We start from the raw sequence: 15,344 nt of genomic DNA, 5'->3' as shown, positions 1-15,344 counted from the left end.
CAAGAGAGATCACCATCATGGCGAGAAAAATCAGTTACCAGCAGGCCATCAACGAAGCCCTGGCCCAGGAAATGCGCCGCGACCCCAGCGTGTTCATCATGGGCGAAGACGTCGCCGGCGGCGCCGGTGCGCCGGGCGCCAACGACGCCTGGGGCGGCGTGCTCGGCGTCACCAAGGGCCTCTACGACCAGTTCCCCGGGCGGGTGCTGGACACGCCGCTGTCGGAAATCGGCTACGTCGGCGCGGCGGTGGGCGCGGCCACCTGCGGCGTGCGCCCGGTGTGCGAATTGATGTTCGTCGACTTCGCCGGCTGTTGCCTGGACCAGCTGCTGAACCAGGCGGCCAAGTTCCGCTACATGTTCGGCGGCAAGGCCAGCACGCCGCTGGTGATCCGCACCATGGTCGGCGCCGGCCTGCGCGCGGCGGCCCAGCACTCGCAGATGCTCACCTCGCTGTGGACCCACATCCCTGGCCTGAAAGTGGTGTGCCCCTCGTCGCCCTACGAGGCCAAGGGCCTGCTGATACAGGCGATCCGCGACAACGACCCGGTGATCTTCTGCGAGCACAAGTTGCTCTACAGCCTGCAGGGCGACGTGCCCGAAGAGCTGTACACCATCCCCTTCGGCGAGGCCAATTTCCTGCGCGACGGCAAGGACGTCACCCTGGTGTCCTACGGCCGCACGGTGAATACCGCGCTAGACGCGGCGCGCAGCCTGGCCGGGCGCGGCATCGACTGCGAGGTGCTCGACCTGCGCACCACCAGCCCGCTGGACGAGGACAGCATTCTCGAAAGCGTGGCAAAGACCGGACGGCTGGTGGTGATCGACGAGGCCAACCCGCGCTGCTCGGTGGCCACCGACATCGCCGCGCTGGTGGCGCAGCAAGCTTTCGGCGCGCTGAAGGCACCGATTGAAATGGTCACCGCGCCGCACACCCCCGTGCCGTTCTCCGATGCCCTGGAAGACCTGTACATTCCCGACGCGGCGAAGATCGAGACCGCCGTGCTCAAGCTGATCGAGTGGAGCAAGCGCTGATGACCCAGATCCATACCCTGACCATGCCCAAGTGGGGCCTGTCGATGACCGAGGGCCGGGTGGACGCCTGGCTCAAGGAGGAGGGCCAGCCGATCAGCAAGGGCGACGAGGTGCTGGACGTGGAGACCGACAAGATCTCCAGCAGCGTCGAGGCGCCGTTCGCCGGCGTGCTGCGCCGCTGCATCGCCCGCCAGGACGAAACCCTGGCCGTGGGCGCGCTGCTGGCCATCGTCGTCGACGGCGAGGCCAGCGACGCCGAGATCGACGCGGTGATCGCGCAGTTCCAGGCCAGCTTCGTGCCCGGCGCCGGCGGCGACGAAGACAGCGGCCCGGCGCCGCGGAAGGTCGAGCTCGATGGCCGAATAATTCGCTATTTCGAGCGCGGCGAGGGCGGCGTGCCGCTGGTGCTGGTGCACGGTTTTGGCGGCGACCTCAACAACTGGCTGTTCAACCACGAGGCGCTGGCGGCGGGGCGCCGGGTGATAGCCCTGGACCTGCCGGGCCACGGCGAGTCCGGCAAGCAGCTGGCCGGTGGCGGCCTCGATGAGTTGAGCGCGGCGCTGCTGGCCTTGCTCGACCACCTGGCCATCCCGGCCGCGCACCTGGTGGGCCACTCCATGGGCGGCGCCGTGGCCCTGAATACCGCCCGCCTGGCGCCCCAGCGGGTGCGCTCGCTGGCGCTGATCGGCAGCGCCGGGCTGGGCGCCGAAATCAACGGCAGCTACCTGCAAGGCTTCGTCGACGCCAGCAACCGCAATGCCCTCAAGCCGCAGCTGGTGCAACTGTTCGCCAACGCCGAACTGGTGAACCGGCAGATGCTTGAAGACATGCTCAAGTACAAGCGCCTGGAAGGCGTGGAGGCAGCCTTGCGCAGCCTGCTCGGCCAGCTGTTCGCCGACGGCCGCCAGGGCCATGACTTGCGTGCGGTGCTGCAGGAGGGCGAGGTACCGGCGCTGGTGATCTGGGGCAGTGACGACGCGATCATCCCGGCGGCCCACGCCGAGGGCCTGAAGGCGCAGGTAGAGGTGTTGCCAGGGCAGGGGCACATGGTGCAGATGGAGGCGGCCGAGCAGGTCAACCGCTTGATCGAGGGGTTTGTCGCTGGCCGCCAATAGCAAGCCCGGTGCAATCGCGTAGCCGCTGCCGCCAGGCTGCGCTGGCCCTGATGGCCACTGGAGATTTTCAGTGAGCTCAGGGGCCAGCGCAGCCTGACGGCAGCGGCTACAGGTGCTCTACGCGCCCAACAAGCCGCTGCTCACCGCCACAATCAGGAACACCCCCAACACCGCCCGGTAGATGATGAACGGCCAGGTGCTGAAGCGCTCCAGGAACTTCATCAACCCCCAGATGGCAAAGAACGCCGAGATGCTGGCAATCACCAGCCCGAACACCAGGTGCCCCCAGGCTTCGGTGCCAATGCCCGCATGCAGCAGCACCCACAATTCCTTCAACCCCGCCAGGGCAATGGCCGGCAGGCCCAGCAGGAACGAAAAGCGCGCAGCTTCCTCACGCTTGAAGTTGAGAAACAAGGCCGCAGTCAAGGTCGAGCCCGAGCGCGAAACGCCCGGAATCAACGCGCCCACCTGGGCCAGGCCAACGATCAGGGCGTCGCGCAGGCGCATCTGGTCCATGTCGCGGCGGTGCCGGCAGCTCAATTCGGCGCCGGCCAGCAGCACCGCCATCACCAGGCACGACACGCCAATCACCATCAGCCCACGCAGCGGCGAGTTGCAGGTGTTGAGCAGCGGCGACAGCGCCACGCCGAAAATCACGATGGGGATAGTCGCCAGGATGATCGCCACCGCCAGCTTGAACCACGGGTCGTCGTAGTCGTCCCGGCGCACCGCGCCAATGCTGCCGCTGACCACCTGCTGCACGTCACGCCAGAAGTAGCTGACCACGGCTGCCAGGGCCGCCAGCTGCATGGCCGCCGAGAACGCCGAGCCGGGGTCGGGCCAGCCCAGCAGGGCGGGGACGATGCGCATGTGCGCGGTGGAGGAGATGGGCAGCAGTTCGGAAATGCCCTGGATCACGCCCAGAATGCCGATTTGCAGGTAGTCGAGTGAAGCGAAGCCGGTGTCGAGGCCGCTGGAACATAGAGTTGCCAAGGCGAGGTCCTTGCAGAAAAGTGAGTCTTGAGCAAAGAGCGTAGCTGGGAAGTGTGACGCGTAAACCGCGCTATTCAGGCTGCTGCACAATTTCATCCAGTGGCCCGTGGTTGATCACCCCGAACGGGATGTGCACCGAGGGCACCACGGTGCTGGCCGAACGTAGGTGGGCCGGCTGGTCGTCGAAGAAAATATGCGGGCGCAGCACCCCCAGTACCTTGCCTTTCTCGATGCCGCCGAGGAAAAACGCGTCGTTGGCCATCACCCCCCAGCTTTTCAGGGTGTTCAGCGCGCGTTCGTGGGACGGCGCGTTGCGCGCGGTGACGATGGACACGCGAAAACGGTTCTCGTAAGTGGGGTCGAGCTGCTTGCGCTGTTCCTCGGCGGTCTGGATGCGGCCCATGCGCACCAGGAACTCCTTCAGCGGCCCCGGGTTGTGGGGCCGCATCACGTTCTTCACCTCGTGGTCATGGAACCGGCCCAGGCCCTCGCGCTGCATCACCTGTTCCGACTCGTCGCCGGCCAGCACGCCGTCGAAGTCGAAGGCAATGCGCAGGGAATTGTCCTGTTCGTCGTCCACCAGGGTCGAATCCAGCACCTGGCCGGCGGGGAAGTTGGCCTTGATGGCGGCCTCAACGTCCTGCTGGTTGGCAGACAGGAACAGGGCGATGTTCAGCGCCGGGATGAACTCGTAGGGCGAGCGGCCCTGCATGAAGATGGCCCGGGTGATGCCCAGGCCGTAGTGCTCGATGCTGCGCATCACCCGCAGGCCGGTGTCGGGGTCGTTGCGCGACAGCAGCACCACTTCCACCAGCGGGTCATTCTGTGGGTCGTCGCTGAGGTCGTTGAGTGACAGCAGGCGGCGGATGAACGAGAAGGCGATGCCCTTGGGCAGTGGCGTGTCCAGGTGTTCTTCCTGGAACCTGCGGTACTGCTGCTCGCCCTGGCGCTTGAACACCGCATCGGATTCGGACAGGTCGAACACCGCGCTCGAAGCGACGCCGATGACGAGGCGGTGGTCCAGGGCGTAGGGCATGGGGGGCATCCATTCGATGAAAAACCACAGTGTATCCTGCTTGCGCCCTGTAGCCGCTGCCGCAGGCTGCGCTGGCCCTTGTTGCCACTGGATATTTTCAGCGCACTCCAGGCCCAGCGCAGCCTTCGGCAGCGGCTACGCGACTTGCGGCGCCGCCGAATGCGCATTCACTGCGCGGAATCGATACGCCACCGCCAGCACCGCCAGCCACACCGGCATCAAATACACCGACAGGCGCATGCCCGGGGTCAGCCACATCACCACCACCACGCCGGCCAGGAACGCCAGGGTCAGGCAGTTGCTCAGTGGGTAGCCCCAGCTGGGGTACAGGCTGGCCAGGCCCTCGCGCAGGCGCTGGCGCTTGAATTTCAGGTGGGTGACGCTGATCACCACCCAGTTCAGCACCAGCGCCGACACCACCAGGGCCATCAGCAGGCCGAATGCGTCACCCGGCATCAGGTAGTTGATCACCACGCAGGCGCCGGTGGCCAGCGCCGACACCCCCAGCGCCACCACCGGCACGCCCCGGCGGTTGGTGCGCAGCACCGCGGCCGGGGCATTGCCCTGGCGCGCCAGGCCGAACAGCATGCGGCTGTTGCTGAACACGCAGCTGTTGTACACCGACAGCGCGGCGGTGAGCACCACGGCGTTGAGCACCGAGGCGATGACGTTGCTGTCCAGCGCATGGAAAATCAGCACGAAGGGGCTGCCGCCAGTCACCACGTGCTGCCACGGGTACAGCGACAGCAGCACCGCCAGGGCACCGATGTAGAACAGCAGGATGCGCCAGATCACCTGGTTGGTGGCCTTGGGAATGCTGCGCTGCGGGTCGTCGGCCTCGGCGGCGGTGATGCCCACCAGCTCCAGGCCGCCGAAGGAAAACATGATCACCGCCATGGCCATGGCCAGCCCCGTCCAGCCGTGGGGCAGGAAGCCGCCCTGGGCCCACAGGTTGCTGACCCCGGCCTGCGGGCCGCCGGTGCCAGTGGCCAGCAGCCAGCCGCCGAAGGCGATCATGCTGACCACCGCCACCACCTTGATCAGCGCGAACCAGAACTCCACCTCGCCGTAGCATTTCACGTGGGTGAGGTTGACCAGGTTGATCAGCACGAAGCAAACCGCCGCCGATGCCCAGGTGGGAATCGCCGGCCACCAGTACTGCACGTACAGGCCCACGGCGGTCAGCTCGGCCATGCCCACCAGCACGTACAGCACCCAGTAGTTCCAGCCCGACATGAAGCCGGCGAACGGGCTCCAGTAGCGGTGGGCGAAGTGGCTGAAGGTGCCACTGACCGGTTCCTCCACCACCATCTCGCCCAGCTGGCGCATGATCATGAAGGCCACCACGCCGGCGATGGCATAGCCCAGGATGGCGGCGGGGCCGGCCATGTTGATGGTCTGGGCGATGCCCAGGAACAGCCCGGTGCCGATCGAGCCGCCCAGGGCGATCAGCTGGATGTGGCGGTTTTTCAAACCCCGGTGCAACGCAGGGGTGGGTGCTTGACTCATGGCGATGTCCTGATCAATGGGAGGCGGGCATTGGCCGATGCCCTGCGTGACGTCTTGGCAAGGCTCGTTTGCAAATCAGGTGCCAGTTGCTGGTAACCTGCCCGGCCACCCCATGCGCAACGGAGCCCGGCATGTCCGCCATCGACGATTTCGACCTGAAGATCCTGACCCTTCTGCAAGGCAATGGCCGCCTGACCAACCAGGACCTCAGCGAGCTGGTGGGGCTGTCGGCGTCCCAGTGTTCGCGCAGGCGCATCAGCCTGGAACAGGCCGGGTTGATCCTGGGCTACCACGCGCGGCTGGCGCCCCAGGCCATGAACACGCAGATGGTGGCCATGGTCGAGGTGCGCCTGGTCAGCCACAGCCCGGCGCAGTCCCAGGCGTTCGAAGCGTTCGTGCAGGATGAAAGCGCGATCATCGACACCTACAAGACCACGGGCGACGCCGACTACACGCTGAAGGTGGCAGTGGCCGACCTGGGTGAATTGAACGCGTTGATGGGGCGCCTGGCCGACAGCGGCAGCATCGGCCACATGAAGACGGCGGTGGTGTTGCAGCGCATCAAGGAAGCGGGGATAGCGGCGCTGTAAAGCGCACCGCAAATGGGCTTCAGGGCGTTTTTCTGCACCTATCCAGTGCATTTAATTCGATAAATATGCGTGATGTGTGCATGCATTGATTTTTAAATACACATTAATTTTGTTTTTTGCTAATTTCGCGCTCGATTCAGGCATGGCGTCCATAGCGGCCCGCCATGCCCCCATGAATTTTCTACAGTCGAGTGCAGCATGAATACAGCCACCGCCCCTGCGTGCCCCCATAGCCGAGTCGAGGATTGCCTGGCCTTGCTGGTGGGCACGGTAATGATCTCCTTCGGCCTGTTGCTGTTGCGCACGGGCGGCATCATGACCGGCGGCATGGCCGGTGTGGCACTGCTGCTGCATTACGCGTTCGGCTATGCGTTCGGCCTGAGCTACTTCCTGCTCAACCTGCCGTTTTTCTATCTGGCCGTGCGGCGCATGGGCTGGGCGTTCAGCCTCAAGACCTTCCTGTGCATCGGCCTGGTGTCGGTGTTCTCCGACCACCTGCACGGGCTGATCGCCCTGGCGCAGATCCAACCGCTGTACGCGGCAGTGATGGGTAACATCATTCTCGGCACGGGCTTCTTGATCCTGTTCCGCCACCGTGCCAGCCTTGGCGGTTTCAACATTCTGGCGCTGTACCTGCAACAGCGCCTGGGCTGGCGTGCCGGCTGGCTGCAGATGGGCACCGACGTGCTGGTGCTGTCGCTATCGCTGACCACGGTGTCGCCGGTGGTGCTGGCGGTGTCGGTGGTGGGCGTGGTGGTGCTCAACCTCATCGTCGCCCTCAACCATCGCGCCGGTCGCTACCTGGCCTGACCTGTCATTTCCTGTCTGGAGCTCAACATGCTTGAACACGTCCGTCCCTACGCGGGTGACCCTATCCTGTCGCTGATGGAGGCCTACCAGGCCGACCCGCGTGCCAACAAGGTCAACCTCAGCATCGGCCTGTACTACGATGCCCAGGGCCGCATCCCGCAGCTGCCGTCGGTGGCCGAGGCCCAGCGCCGGTGGCTGGCCAGCGAGCAGGGGCCGTCGCTGTACCTGCCCATGGACGGCCTGGCCGACTACTGCCAGCAGGTGCAGCACCTGCTGTTCGGCGAACAGGCCGCGGTGCTGGCCGAGGGTCGCGTGGCGACCATCCAGACCGTGGGCGGCTCAGGTGCGCTGAAGGTCGGTGCCGACTTCCTGCGCCAGTGGTTCCCGGACGCCCAGGTGTGGGTGAGCAACCCCACCTGGGAAAACCACCACGCGCTGTTCGGCGGCGCGGGTTTCACCGTCAACACCTACCCGTACTTCGACGCCGCCACCGGTGGCGTCGATTTCGCCGCCATGTGTGCAACCCTGGCCGAGCTGCCGGCGCGCAGCATCGTGCTGCTGCACCCATGCTGCCACAACCCCACGGGCGCCGACCTGACCCCGGGGCAGTGGGATGAAGTGGTGAAGATTCTTGCCGAGCGCCAGTTGATCGCCTTCCTCGACACCGCCTACCAGGGCCTGGGCGAGGGCATGCAGCAGGACGCCTACGCCATTCGTGCCATGGCCGACGCCGGCCTGACGCTGGTGGTGAGCAACTCGTTCTCGAAGATTTTCTCGCTGTACGGCGAGCGCGTCGGCGGGCTGTCGGTGGTGTGCGCCGATGCTGCCACCGCCGCCAACGTCCAGGGCCAGTTGAAGGCCACGGTGCGCCGCAACTATTCCAGCCCGCCCAGCCATGGCGCGCGCCTGGTGGCCGGCGTGCTGGGCGACGCGCAACTGCGCGCCCAGTGGTTGACCGAAGTTGAGCAGATGCGCGTGCGCATCAAGGCCATGCGCAGCCAGCTGGCCTCGCTGCTGCGCGACGAGTGTCCGGACGGCCGCCATGACTACCTGCTGCGCCAGCAGGGCATGTTCAGCTACACCGGCCTGAGCGCCGAACAGGTACGCCGCCTGCGTGAAGATTCGGGCATCTACCTGGTGGACAGCGGCCGCCTGTGCCTGGCCGGCCTGAACGAGCACAACGTCGCCGCCGTGGCCCAGGCCATCGCCCGCCTGGCCTGACCGGACGCGGCCTGTGGGAGCTGGCTTGCCAGCGAGCTGTTGGGGCCATAAAAGCTCGCTGGCAAGCCAGCTCCCACAACACAGTTGCTGCTACAGGTTTTCGCGGGTAATGATCTGCAACGGCACGAACACCCGCTGGGTGGCCGCATCGAACGCCGGTTGCGCCTGCAAGCCCAGCAGCACCTCGATCAAGGCCCCGGCGATGGCCTGCACCTGGGAGTCGATCACCAGGCTCAGCACGCCATCCGCCAGGGCCTGGCGCGACAGCGCGGTGGACTCCGGGACAATGCTGCACAACCCCGGCCCCGGCGGCCGCAGGCGCAGCGCGCTGATCACGCCGTCGCCACCGCCGCCCACCACGCACAGCCCGCGCAGGTCCGGGTGGCGAGCCAGCAACTCCAGGCTCGCCTCCTCGGTCAAGCGGTCGTCATCCAGGTTGATTACCGCGTCCAACAGGCGCAGCCCTGGCGCGTGCTCGTTCAGGTAGGCACGCAGGGCGTCGACCCGCGCCTGGTGCCCCAGGAACCGATAACCCCCCAACAGCACCGCCACGCTGCCTTGCGCCGCGCCGCACAGGTGCGCCAGCAGCCAACCCATGGTGCGGCCCACCTGGCGGTTGTCCTGGCCCACGTACGGCATCTGCCCCTGGATATCGACGTCCGACAGCAAGGCCACCACCGGCACCCCGGCCGCACGTATCTGTTCGATGCAGGCGTTGATGCGCGGGTCGGTGAAGCTCACCACCGCCAGGGCATCGCACTGCACCGCCAACTGCTCGATCTGCTCGATGATGGCCGCCGGGCTGCGGTCCACCACGTACTCGAACTGGCAGCTGAGGTTAGCGCTGGCGTGGCGGCGGGCGCTGTGTTCGATGGCCGCCGCCAGTTGCCCGTAGAACGCCTGGGCGGTGGCCAGCAGCAGGATGCCGAAGCGGTAGGTGGGGCGGCGCTCGTGCAGGCGCTGGCCAATCAGCCGGGCAGCGAAGTAACCCACCGCCTCGGCGGCGTGGAACACCCGCTCGGCGGTGTCGCGGGTGACCGGCGCGCGGGCGTTCAGCACCCGGTCGACGGTGGCCACGCTGAGCCCGGCCTGGGCGGCGACGGTGGCGATGGTGGGGCGTTTGTTATTGGTCATGACGGCCCTTGTGCATGCCTTGAGAGAAAACTATCAAGCGTCCATGCCTTGCGATGATAGCTTGAGAGTGAATGTCTTCAAGGCATTGAGGGGGCAGGGGGGCCTCCCTATATTTTCCGCAAGCGCGCCATTCGGGCCGCCCACTCATACGCCTGCGGAGAACAACAAGATGAGCGACCCCAGTGCAGCCTATGCCCGCCGTGCGCCTGCCGCGCGCCGCGATTACCGTTTGACCGGCCATGACGCCCAACGCGCGGTGGACCTGGGCCTGGCCTCGGCCACCTGGTACCAGTCACCCATTGCGCGCAAACAGCTCAAGGCGCTTATGCAGCGCCGCAACGGCCCGGCCCTGCGCGACACCGGCCTGTGGCTGCTGGCGCTGCTGGTGACCGGCGCCGCTGGCTGCTGGTTGTGGGGCAGCTGGGCCTGCGTGCCGTTTTTCTTCGCCTACGGCGTGCTCTACGGCAGCGCCGCCAACGCCCGCTGGCACGAGGCCGGGCACGGCACGGCGTTCCGCACCCGCTGGCTGAACGACACGGTCTACCACCTGGCCAGCTTCATGATCCTGTTCGAACCCCAGGTGTGGCGCTGGAGCCATGCCCGGCACCACACCGACACCATCATCGTCGGCCGCGACCCGGAGATCGTCGAGCCGCGCCCGCCCAGCTTCTTCAAGATGGCCCTGAGCCTGTTCAGCCTGCCCCACGTCTACAAGACCCTAGGCGCCATGCTGCGCCATGCCGGTGGCAGCCTGGACGCCGAGGAACAGACCTTCATTCCAGCCTCCGAATGGCCGAAGGTGGTGTGGACCGCGCGCATCTGGCTGGCGATCCTGGCCTGCACCCTGGCCGCTGCGCTGCTGTGGCACAGCTGGCTGCCGCTGATGCTCATCGGCCTGCCGACGCTGTACGGCGGCTGGCTCAACTATGTGTTCGGCGTGTCCCAGCACGTGGGCCTGGCCGAGGATGTGCTGGACCATCGCTACAACTGCCGCACCATCTACATGGGCCCGCTGCTGCGCTTCCTGTACCTGAACATGAACTACCACCTGGAACACCACATGTTCCCGATGGTGCCGTACCACGCGCTGCCGCAGCTGCATGAAGCCATCCGCCACGACTGCCCGCCGCCGTACCCCAACCTGCTGGCGGCCTACCGCGAGATTCTGCCGACCCTGTGGCGCCAGCGCCGCGACCCCAGCTGGCATGTGCGCCGCCCCGTGCCCGCTGCCAGCGCCGAACGCCAGGAGTGCCCAGCATGAGCGAACAATGGATTGATGTGTGCGCCATCGACGACATCGACGCCGAAGACGTCATGCGCTTCGACCACCAGCAGCACAGCTACGCGGTGTACCGCTCGGCCGCCAGCGAGTTCTTCGCCACCGACGGCCGCTGCACCCACGAAGCCATTCACCTGGCCGACGGCCTGGTGCTGGACCATGTGATCGAGTGCCCCAAGCACAACGGCCGCTTCGATTACCGCACCGGCAAGGCCCTGGGCGCGCCGGTGTGCGTCAACCTCAAGACTTACCCGGTGCGTGTCGAAGGCGGCCGCGTGCTGCTGGCGGTGCAGCCATGAACGCCGCGCCACTGATCATCGTCGGCGCCGGCCATGCCGGTGGCCGCGCGGCGCTGACCCTGCGCGAGCAGGGCTACGACGGCGAGCTGCTGTTGATCGGCGATGAGGCCCATGCGCCGTACGAGCGGCCGCCGTTGTCCAAGGGCGTGCTGCAGGGCACTGCCGAGTTGGGCGGCTACTCGCTGAGCGGCGCTGCTGAGCTGGCGCGGCTGGGCATCGAACATGTCGCCGGCCAGGGCGTGCAGCACCTCGACGTCGGCACGCGGCAGGTGCAGTTGAACGATGGCCGCCGGCTGCTCTACAGCGGCCTGCTGCTGGCCACCGGCGGCAGCGCCCGGCGCCTCCCGGGAATGGCCACTGGCTGGACGAACGTGCGCTACCTGCGCACCCATGACGAAGCCCTGGCCCTGCGCGCCAGTTTGCGCGGCGGCGTGCGGCTGGTGGTGGTCGGCGGTGGCTTCATCGGCCTGGAGGTGGCGGCCAGCGCCCGGGCCCTGGGCTGCGCAGTGACGCTGCTGGAGGCCGGCCCGCGGCTGGCTGGGCGCGTGTTGCCGGCGGAGGTATCCATGGCGCTGTTGACGCTGCACCGCGAGCAGGGCGTGGACGTGCGACTGAACGCGCGCATCGAGGCATTCGAAGGCGCCCGTGAGGTGACTTGCGTGCGTCTGGACGATGGCTCGCGCATCCCCTGCGACAGCGTGGTGGTGGGCATCGGCATGCAGCCCAACGTCGGCCTGGCGCAGGCGGCGGGACTGGCGATAGGGCAGGGCATTCGCGTCGACGCCTGCCTGCGCGCCAGTGCGCCGGACGTGTTCGTGGCCGGCGATGTCTGCGAGTTTCGCCTGCATCCCGAAGGGCCGTACCAGCGCCAGGAGACCTGGCGCAACGCCGAGGCCCAGGGCCGCCATGCTGCGCTCAACCTGCTGGGCGCCGGCTTGCCGTTCCAGCAGGTGCCGGGTTTCTGGTCCGATCAGTACGACCATGGGTTGCAGACCGTCGGCCAGCTGGGCGACGGCCCTGCGTCGGCGCGGCGGGCTCTGGCCGGTGGCTTCCTGCTGTTCTACCTCGACAACCAGCAACGCCTGCAAGGCGCCTGCGGCTGGGGCGTGGGCAACAGCGTGGCCAAGGACATCAAGCTGTGCGAACGCCTGATCACGGCCGGCCAGCCCCTGGCCGCCAGCCAGTTGGCCGACCCCGGCGTGGCCTTGAAAACCCTGCTGAGGAATTGACCATGCCACGTCTGCTGGTGTTTCAATCGTTGTGGGCCATGCTCGACCATCAGGGGCGGGCGACCCTGCCCCTGGAGGCGCAGCTGGAGCAGATCGCCGCTGCCGGTTTCGACGGCATCACCGATCACTACTGGCAGCCGGCTCAGGCCAGGCGCCTGAGCCAGGTGGCGGGCAGCCTGGGCCTGGCCATCGAAGGGCAGGTGTTCCCGCGCACCGTTGACGACTTGGCGGCAGCGCTAGACGTGGCCAGCCAGCATGGCTGCCATCACCTGACGGTGCAGGCCGACGTGCGTGCCGGGTCGCTGGGGCAGGTGCTGCCGCTGCTCCAAGGCTGGCAGCGGCTGATCGAACAGGTGGATTTCCCGGTGCTGGTGGAGACCCATCGCTACCGGGTCACCAATGACTTGCCGTTCACACTGCAGTTGCTGGCGGAGCTGCCGGAACTCAAACTGCTGGCTGACCTGTCTCATTACGTGGTGGGCCGCGAGCTGCCCGAAGCGGCTTGCGCCGAGGACGACGAGGCAATCCATCAGGTGCTGCGCCGCAGCTGGGGCTTCCATGGCCGCGTGGCCAGCAGCGAACAGGTGCAGGTGGGGCTGGCGTTTCCCCAGCACCAGGCCTGGGTGCAGCGCTTCCTTGGGTGGTGGCAGTGGGGGATGCGCGACTGGCTGGCGCGCCCGGGCACCGACCAGGCCAGCCTGTCGTTCACCTGCGAACTGGGGCCGCCGCCCTACGCCATCACCGACGCCCATGGTCTGGAGCTGACTGACCGCTGGCAGGAGGCGCTGTACCTCAAGCAGCTGATTCGCGACCTGTGGTGTCAGGCCTGTCGCTGACGTACAGGCTTACATAGTCCGTAGCAGCGGCCGCAGGCCGCGTCCCAGGCGCCGCGGTCGCGGGCAAGCCCTGAAAAATCGTTTAAGCTTCGATACACATGCACGCATCCAAGGTCTGGTTTTGAAAGGTTTGCCGTTCACCCTGTGTCTCCTTTGCATGGCCCGCTGCAGCACCCTGGTGCAGGCCGCCGAAGCCGCGCCGCTGAGCCTGAAAAGCTCCGGCGCGGTCACCGGCCTGGCGGTGCGCATCGTCGAGGATGACAGCTATTCCGTCCGCATCGATTACTTCTACCCCGCCACCGATGCCGCCGCCCGCAAGGCGCTGTGGCAAGGCGTGGGCGGCGCCTGGAAGGACCCTGCCGGCCAGCTCCACGAGCAGGGCGCGCCGTTCAACGTGTTCCTGCGCATCTACGACATCGACGCCGCCGTGGTGGTGCAGGACCGGCGCATCAGCCACCCCACCGTGTCGTCGTGGGGCAGCGGCGTGTTGCATGCCGAGTTGAGCGAGGTGCGGTTGCGGCCGGGGCACTACCAGATCACCATCGAGCGGCGCGGCAGTGCCGAGCCGATCGACGATTATCGTGCCGGGGTCAGCGTGGTCAGGGCCTACTGAACCTGCGGCCACGGGGTTTGCGCTAGAATGCCCCGGTGCCTCATCACCTGCCCGAGAACTGCATGCCAACCCCAACCCAACGCCCGTTGTGGAAGACCTACCTGGCCTTCCTGGCCCCCATGGTCCTGTCCAATTTCCTGCAGTCCATGTCCGGTACCCTCAACAGCATCTACATCGGCCAGATGCTCGGTACCCAGGCGCTGGCGGCGGTGTCGGGGATGTTCCCTATCGTGTTCTTCTTCATTGCCCTGGTGATCGGCCTGGGCGCGGGCGCCGGGGTGCTGATCGGCCAGGCCTGGGGCGCGCGCGAGCCGCACATGGTCAAGCAGATCGCCGGTGCCACGCTGCTGCTGGGCGCGTTGATCGGCCTGGTGGCGGCGGTGTTCGGCAGCGTCTTCGCGCGCCAGGCGCTGCAAGGCCTGGGCACGCCGGTGGACGTGCTGGATGACGCCGTGGCCTATGCGCGGGTGATGATGTGGATTATGCCGGTGCTGCTGGTGTTCGTGCTGTTCACCCAGCTGCTGCGCGGGGTCAGCGATACGCTGTCGCCACTGCTGGCGCTGCTGGTGTCCACCGCGGTGGGCCTGACCCTGACCCCGGCGCTGATCCGCGGCTGGCTGGGCCTGCCGCAGATGGGTATCCAGAGCGCGGCGCTGGCGGGCCTGGCCGGCAACGTTGCCGCCATCGCCCTGCTGGCCTGGCGCCTGAACCGCCAGGGCCACGTGCTGGCGCCGGACCGGGCGTTTTTCAAGGCCCTGCGCCTGGACCGCTGGATTCTCGCCAAGGTGCTGCGCATCGGCCTGCCCACGGGCTTGCAGATGGTTGTCATCTCGCTGTCGGAGTTGGTCATCCTGTCGCTGGTCAACGGCTACGGCTCCAAGGCCACGGCGGCCTACGGCGCGGTCACGCAGATCGTCAACTACGTGCAGTTCCCGGCGCTGTCCATCGCCATCACCGCGTCCATCCTCGGCGCCCAGGCCATCGGCGCCGGCCGCCTGGAGCGCATGGGCCCGATCCTGCGCACCGGCCTGCTGATCAACCTGTGGCTCACCGGCGGCCTGGTGGTGCTGGGCTATCTGCTCTCGCACTGGCTGCTGGGCCTGTTCATCACCGACGCCAGCACCCTGGCCCAGGCCGAGCACCTGCTGCACATCATGCTCTGGAGCATGCTGGTGTTCGGCTTCCAGGCCCTGGTAGGCGGCATCATGCGCGCCAGCGGCACGGTGCTGGTGCCGGTGCTGATCTCGATCTTCTGCATCCTGGGGGTGGAGCTGCCGGCGGCCTGGCTGCTGAACGCGCACTTTGGCCTGGAAGGGGTGTGGATGGCGTTCCCGGTGACCTACCTGGCCATGCTGGCGCTGCAGGTCGCGTACTACAAGGGCGTGTGGCAGCACCGCACGATCGAACGGTTGGTGTAGCAGCAACTGTTTTGTGGGAGCTGGCTTGCCAGCGAGCTTTATGGCCCTGACAGCTCGCTGGCAAGCCAGCTCCCACAGGATGTAGCAGCTGCCGCAGGCTGCGTCCGAGGCCCAACAGCGTATTGGGGGTTGACACGCCCACCCTGGCAAAAACTCCCCTCCGGCACTTGTCCCCGAAAATCGTGGGTATCTCTGTGGATAACTTTGCCAAAGCCAGTCAGCACAGGA

At 66.9% G+C, this 15,344-nt stretch carries 15 protein-coding genes; 11 read left to right on the top strand and 4 right to left on the bottom strand.

Annotated elements, in window-relative coordinates:
- The first annotated feature begins 17 nt into the window (after positions 1-17).
- Together RAM80_RS07315 and RAM80_RS07310 are read left to right on the top strand one after the other, a co-directional pair.
- Positions 18-1,034: an alpha-ketoacid dehydrogenase subunit beta gene (locus tag RAM80_RS07315; protein WP_416425555.1), complete on the top strand. Its 1,017-nt coding sequence runs from the start codon at positions 18-20 to the stop codon at positions 1,032-1,034.
- Complete coding sequence (locus tag RAM80_RS07310) at positions 1,034-2,149, top strand: acetoin dehydrogenase dihydrolipoyllysine-residue acetyltransferase subunit (protein ID WP_416425554.1); 1,116 nt, start codon at positions 1,034-1,036, stop codon at positions 2,147-2,149. The genes RAM80_RS07315 and RAM80_RS07310 overlap by 1 nt, the downstream gene beginning before the upstream one ends.
- 117 nt (positions 2,150-2,266) lie before the next feature.
- On the opposite strand, the gene RAM80_RS07305 is transcribed toward RAM80_RS07310, so the two are convergent.
- From RAM80_RS07305 to RAM80_RS07295, 3 genes are all read right to left on the bottom strand, one after another.
- Entirely contained in the window at positions 2,267-3,142 is an 876-nt protein-coding gene (locus tag RAM80_RS07305; RefSeq protein ID WP_416425553.1) for an undecaprenyl-diphosphate phosphatase, read from the bottom strand.
- Positions 3,143-3,212: 70 nt separating this feature from the next.
- Entirely contained in the window at positions 3,213-4,178 is a 966-nt protein-coding gene (locus RAM80_RS07300; protein WP_416425552.1) for a 5'-nucleotidase, read from the bottom strand.
- Between the two features lie 135 nt (positions 4,179-4,313).
- Positions 4,314-5,687 (bottom strand): amino acid permease, encoded by a 1,374-nt coding sequence (locus RAM80_RS07295; protein ID WP_416425551.1) that lies wholly within the window; start codon positions 5,685-5,687, stop codon positions 4,314-4,316.
- A 131-nt stretch (positions 5,688-5,818) separates the two neighbouring features.
- On the opposite strand from RAM80_RS07295, the gene RAM80_RS07290 reads away from it, so the two are divergent.
- The 3 genes from RAM80_RS07290 to RAM80_RS07280 all read left to right on the top strand — a co-directional run bounded on the left by RAM80_RS07290 (position 5,819) and on the right by RAM80_RS07280 (position 8,308).
- Entirely contained in the window at positions 5,819-6,277 is a 459-nt protein-coding gene (locus RAM80_RS07290) for an Lrp/AsnC family transcriptional regulator (protein ID WP_416425550.1), read from the top strand.
- Between the two features lie 198 nt (positions 6,278-6,475).
- Entirely contained in the window at positions 6,476-7,087 is a 612-nt protein-coding gene (locus RAM80_RS07285) for a YitT family protein (RefSeq protein WP_416425549.1), read from the top strand.
- Positions 7,088-7,114: 27 nt separating this feature from the next.
- A complete protein-coding gene (locus RAM80_RS07280; protein ID WP_416425548.1) occupies positions 7,115-8,308 on the top strand; it encodes an aromatic amino acid transaminase in 1,194 nt (397 codons plus the stop codon).
- 90 nt (positions 8,309-8,398) lie between these two features.
- On the opposite strand, the gene RAM80_RS07275 is transcribed toward RAM80_RS07280, so the two are convergent.
- Complete coding sequence (locus RAM80_RS07275) at positions 8,399-9,442, bottom strand: LacI family DNA-binding transcriptional regulator (protein WP_416425547.1); 1,044 nt, start codon at positions 9,440-9,442, stop codon at positions 8,399-8,401.
- A gap of 169 nt (positions 9,443-9,611) precedes the next feature.
- Here RAM80_RS07275 and RAM80_RS07270 point away from each other — a divergent pair, with 169 nt between their 5' ends.
- The 6 genes from RAM80_RS07270 to RAM80_RS07245 all read left to right on the top strand — a co-directional run bounded on the left by RAM80_RS07270 (position 9,612) and on the right by RAM80_RS07245 (position 15,116).
- Positions 9,612-10,703, top strand: a complete 1,092-nt coding sequence (locus tag RAM80_RS07270) for a fatty acid desaturase family protein (RefSeq protein WP_416425546.1) — start codon at positions 9,612-9,614, stop codon at positions 10,701-10,703.
- Positions 10,700-11,020, top strand: coding sequence for a MocE family 2Fe-2S type ferredoxin (locus tag RAM80_RS07265; RefSeq protein ID WP_416425545.1), 321 nt, complete (start codon positions 10,700-10,702; stop codon positions 11,018-11,020). The genes RAM80_RS07270 and RAM80_RS07265 overlap by 4 nt, the downstream gene beginning before the upstream one ends.
- Positions 11,017-12,249: an NAD(P)/FAD-dependent oxidoreductase gene (locus tag RAM80_RS07260; protein ID WP_416425544.1), complete on the top strand. Its 1,233-nt coding sequence runs from the start codon at positions 11,017-11,019 to the stop codon at positions 12,247-12,249. Before RAM80_RS07265 ends, RAM80_RS07260 begins: the two co-directional genes overlap by 4 nt.
- 2 nt (positions 12,250-12,251) lie before the next feature.
- Positions 12,252-13,085: a sugar phosphate isomerase/epimerase family protein gene (locus RAM80_RS07255; RefSeq protein ID WP_416425543.1), complete on the top strand. Its 834-nt coding sequence runs from the start codon at positions 12,252-12,254 to the stop codon at positions 13,083-13,085.
- Positions 13,086-13,242: 157 nt separating this feature from the next.
- A complete protein-coding gene (locus tag RAM80_RS07250) occupies positions 13,243-13,698 on the top strand; it encodes a DUF5625 family protein (RefSeq protein ID WP_416425542.1) in 456 nt (151 codons plus the stop codon).
- A gap of 62 nt (positions 13,699-13,760) precedes the next feature.
- Positions 13,761-15,116, top strand: coding sequence for an MATE family efflux transporter (locus RAM80_RS07245; RefSeq protein WP_416425541.1), 1,356 nt, complete (start codon positions 13,761-13,763; stop codon positions 15,114-15,116).
- The last annotated feature ends 228 nt before the right edge of the window (positions 15,117-15,344 follow it).

This window comes from Pseudomonas sp. App30 (assembly GCF_047947025.1).
GTDB lineage: Bacteria > Pseudomonadota > Gammaproteobacteria > Pseudomonadales > Pseudomonadaceae > Aquipseudomonas.
The sequence above is the reverse complement of the archived record's forward strand: the minus strand, read 5'-3'. Positions and strand labels throughout refer to the sequence as shown.

Coding starts and splice junctions, on each gene's coding strand:
- RAM80_RS07315 (WP_416425555.1), top strand. CDS start 18: ATGGCGAGAAAAATCAGTTACCAGCAGGCCATCAACGAAGCCCTGGCC.
- RAM80_RS07310 (WP_416425554.1), top strand. CDS start 1,034: ATGACCCAGATCCATACCCTGACCATGCCCAAGTGGGGCCTGTCGATG.
- RAM80_RS07300 (WP_416425552.1), bottom strand. CDS start 4,178: ATGCCCTACGCCCTGGACCACCGCCTCGTCATCGGCGTCGCTTCGAGC.
- RAM80_RS07295 (WP_416425551.1), bottom strand. CDS start 5,687: ATGAGTCAAGCACCCACCCCTGCGTTGCACCGGGGTTTGAAAAACCGC.
- RAM80_RS07290 (WP_416425550.1), top strand. CDS start 5,819: ATGTCCGCCATCGACGATTTCGACCTGAAGATCCTGACCCTTCTGCAA.
- RAM80_RS07285 (WP_416425549.1), top strand. CDS start 6,476: ATGAATACAGCCACCGCCCCTGCGTGCCCCCATAGCCGAGTCGAGGAT.
- RAM80_RS07280 (WP_416425548.1), top strand. CDS start 7,115: ATGCTTGAACACGTCCGTCCCTACGCGGGTGACCCTATCCTGTCGCTG.
- RAM80_RS07275 (WP_416425547.1), bottom strand. CDS start 9,442: ATGACCAATAACAAACGCCCCACCATCGCCACCGTCGCCGCCCAGGCC.
- RAM80_RS07270 (WP_416425546.1), top strand. CDS start 9,612: ATGAGCGACCCCAGTGCAGCCTATGCCCGCCGTGCGCCTGCCGCGCGC.
- RAM80_RS07265 (WP_416425545.1), top strand. CDS start 10,700: ATGAGCGAACAATGGATTGATGTGTGCGCCATCGACGACATCGACGCC.
- RAM80_RS07260 (WP_416425544.1), top strand. CDS start 11,017: ATGAACGCCGCGCCACTGATCATCGTCGGCGCCGGCCATGCCGGTGGC.
- RAM80_RS07255 (WP_416425543.1), top strand. CDS start 12,252: ATGCCACGTCTGCTGGTGTTTCAATCGTTGTGGGCCATGCTCGACCAT.
- RAM80_RS07250 (WP_416425542.1), top strand. CDS start 13,243: ATGGCCCGCTGCAGCACCCTGGTGCAGGCCGCCGAAGCCGCGCCGCTG.
- RAM80_RS07245 (WP_416425541.1), top strand. CDS start 13,761: ATGCCAACCCCAACCCAACGCCCGTTGTGGAAGACCTACCTGGCCTTC.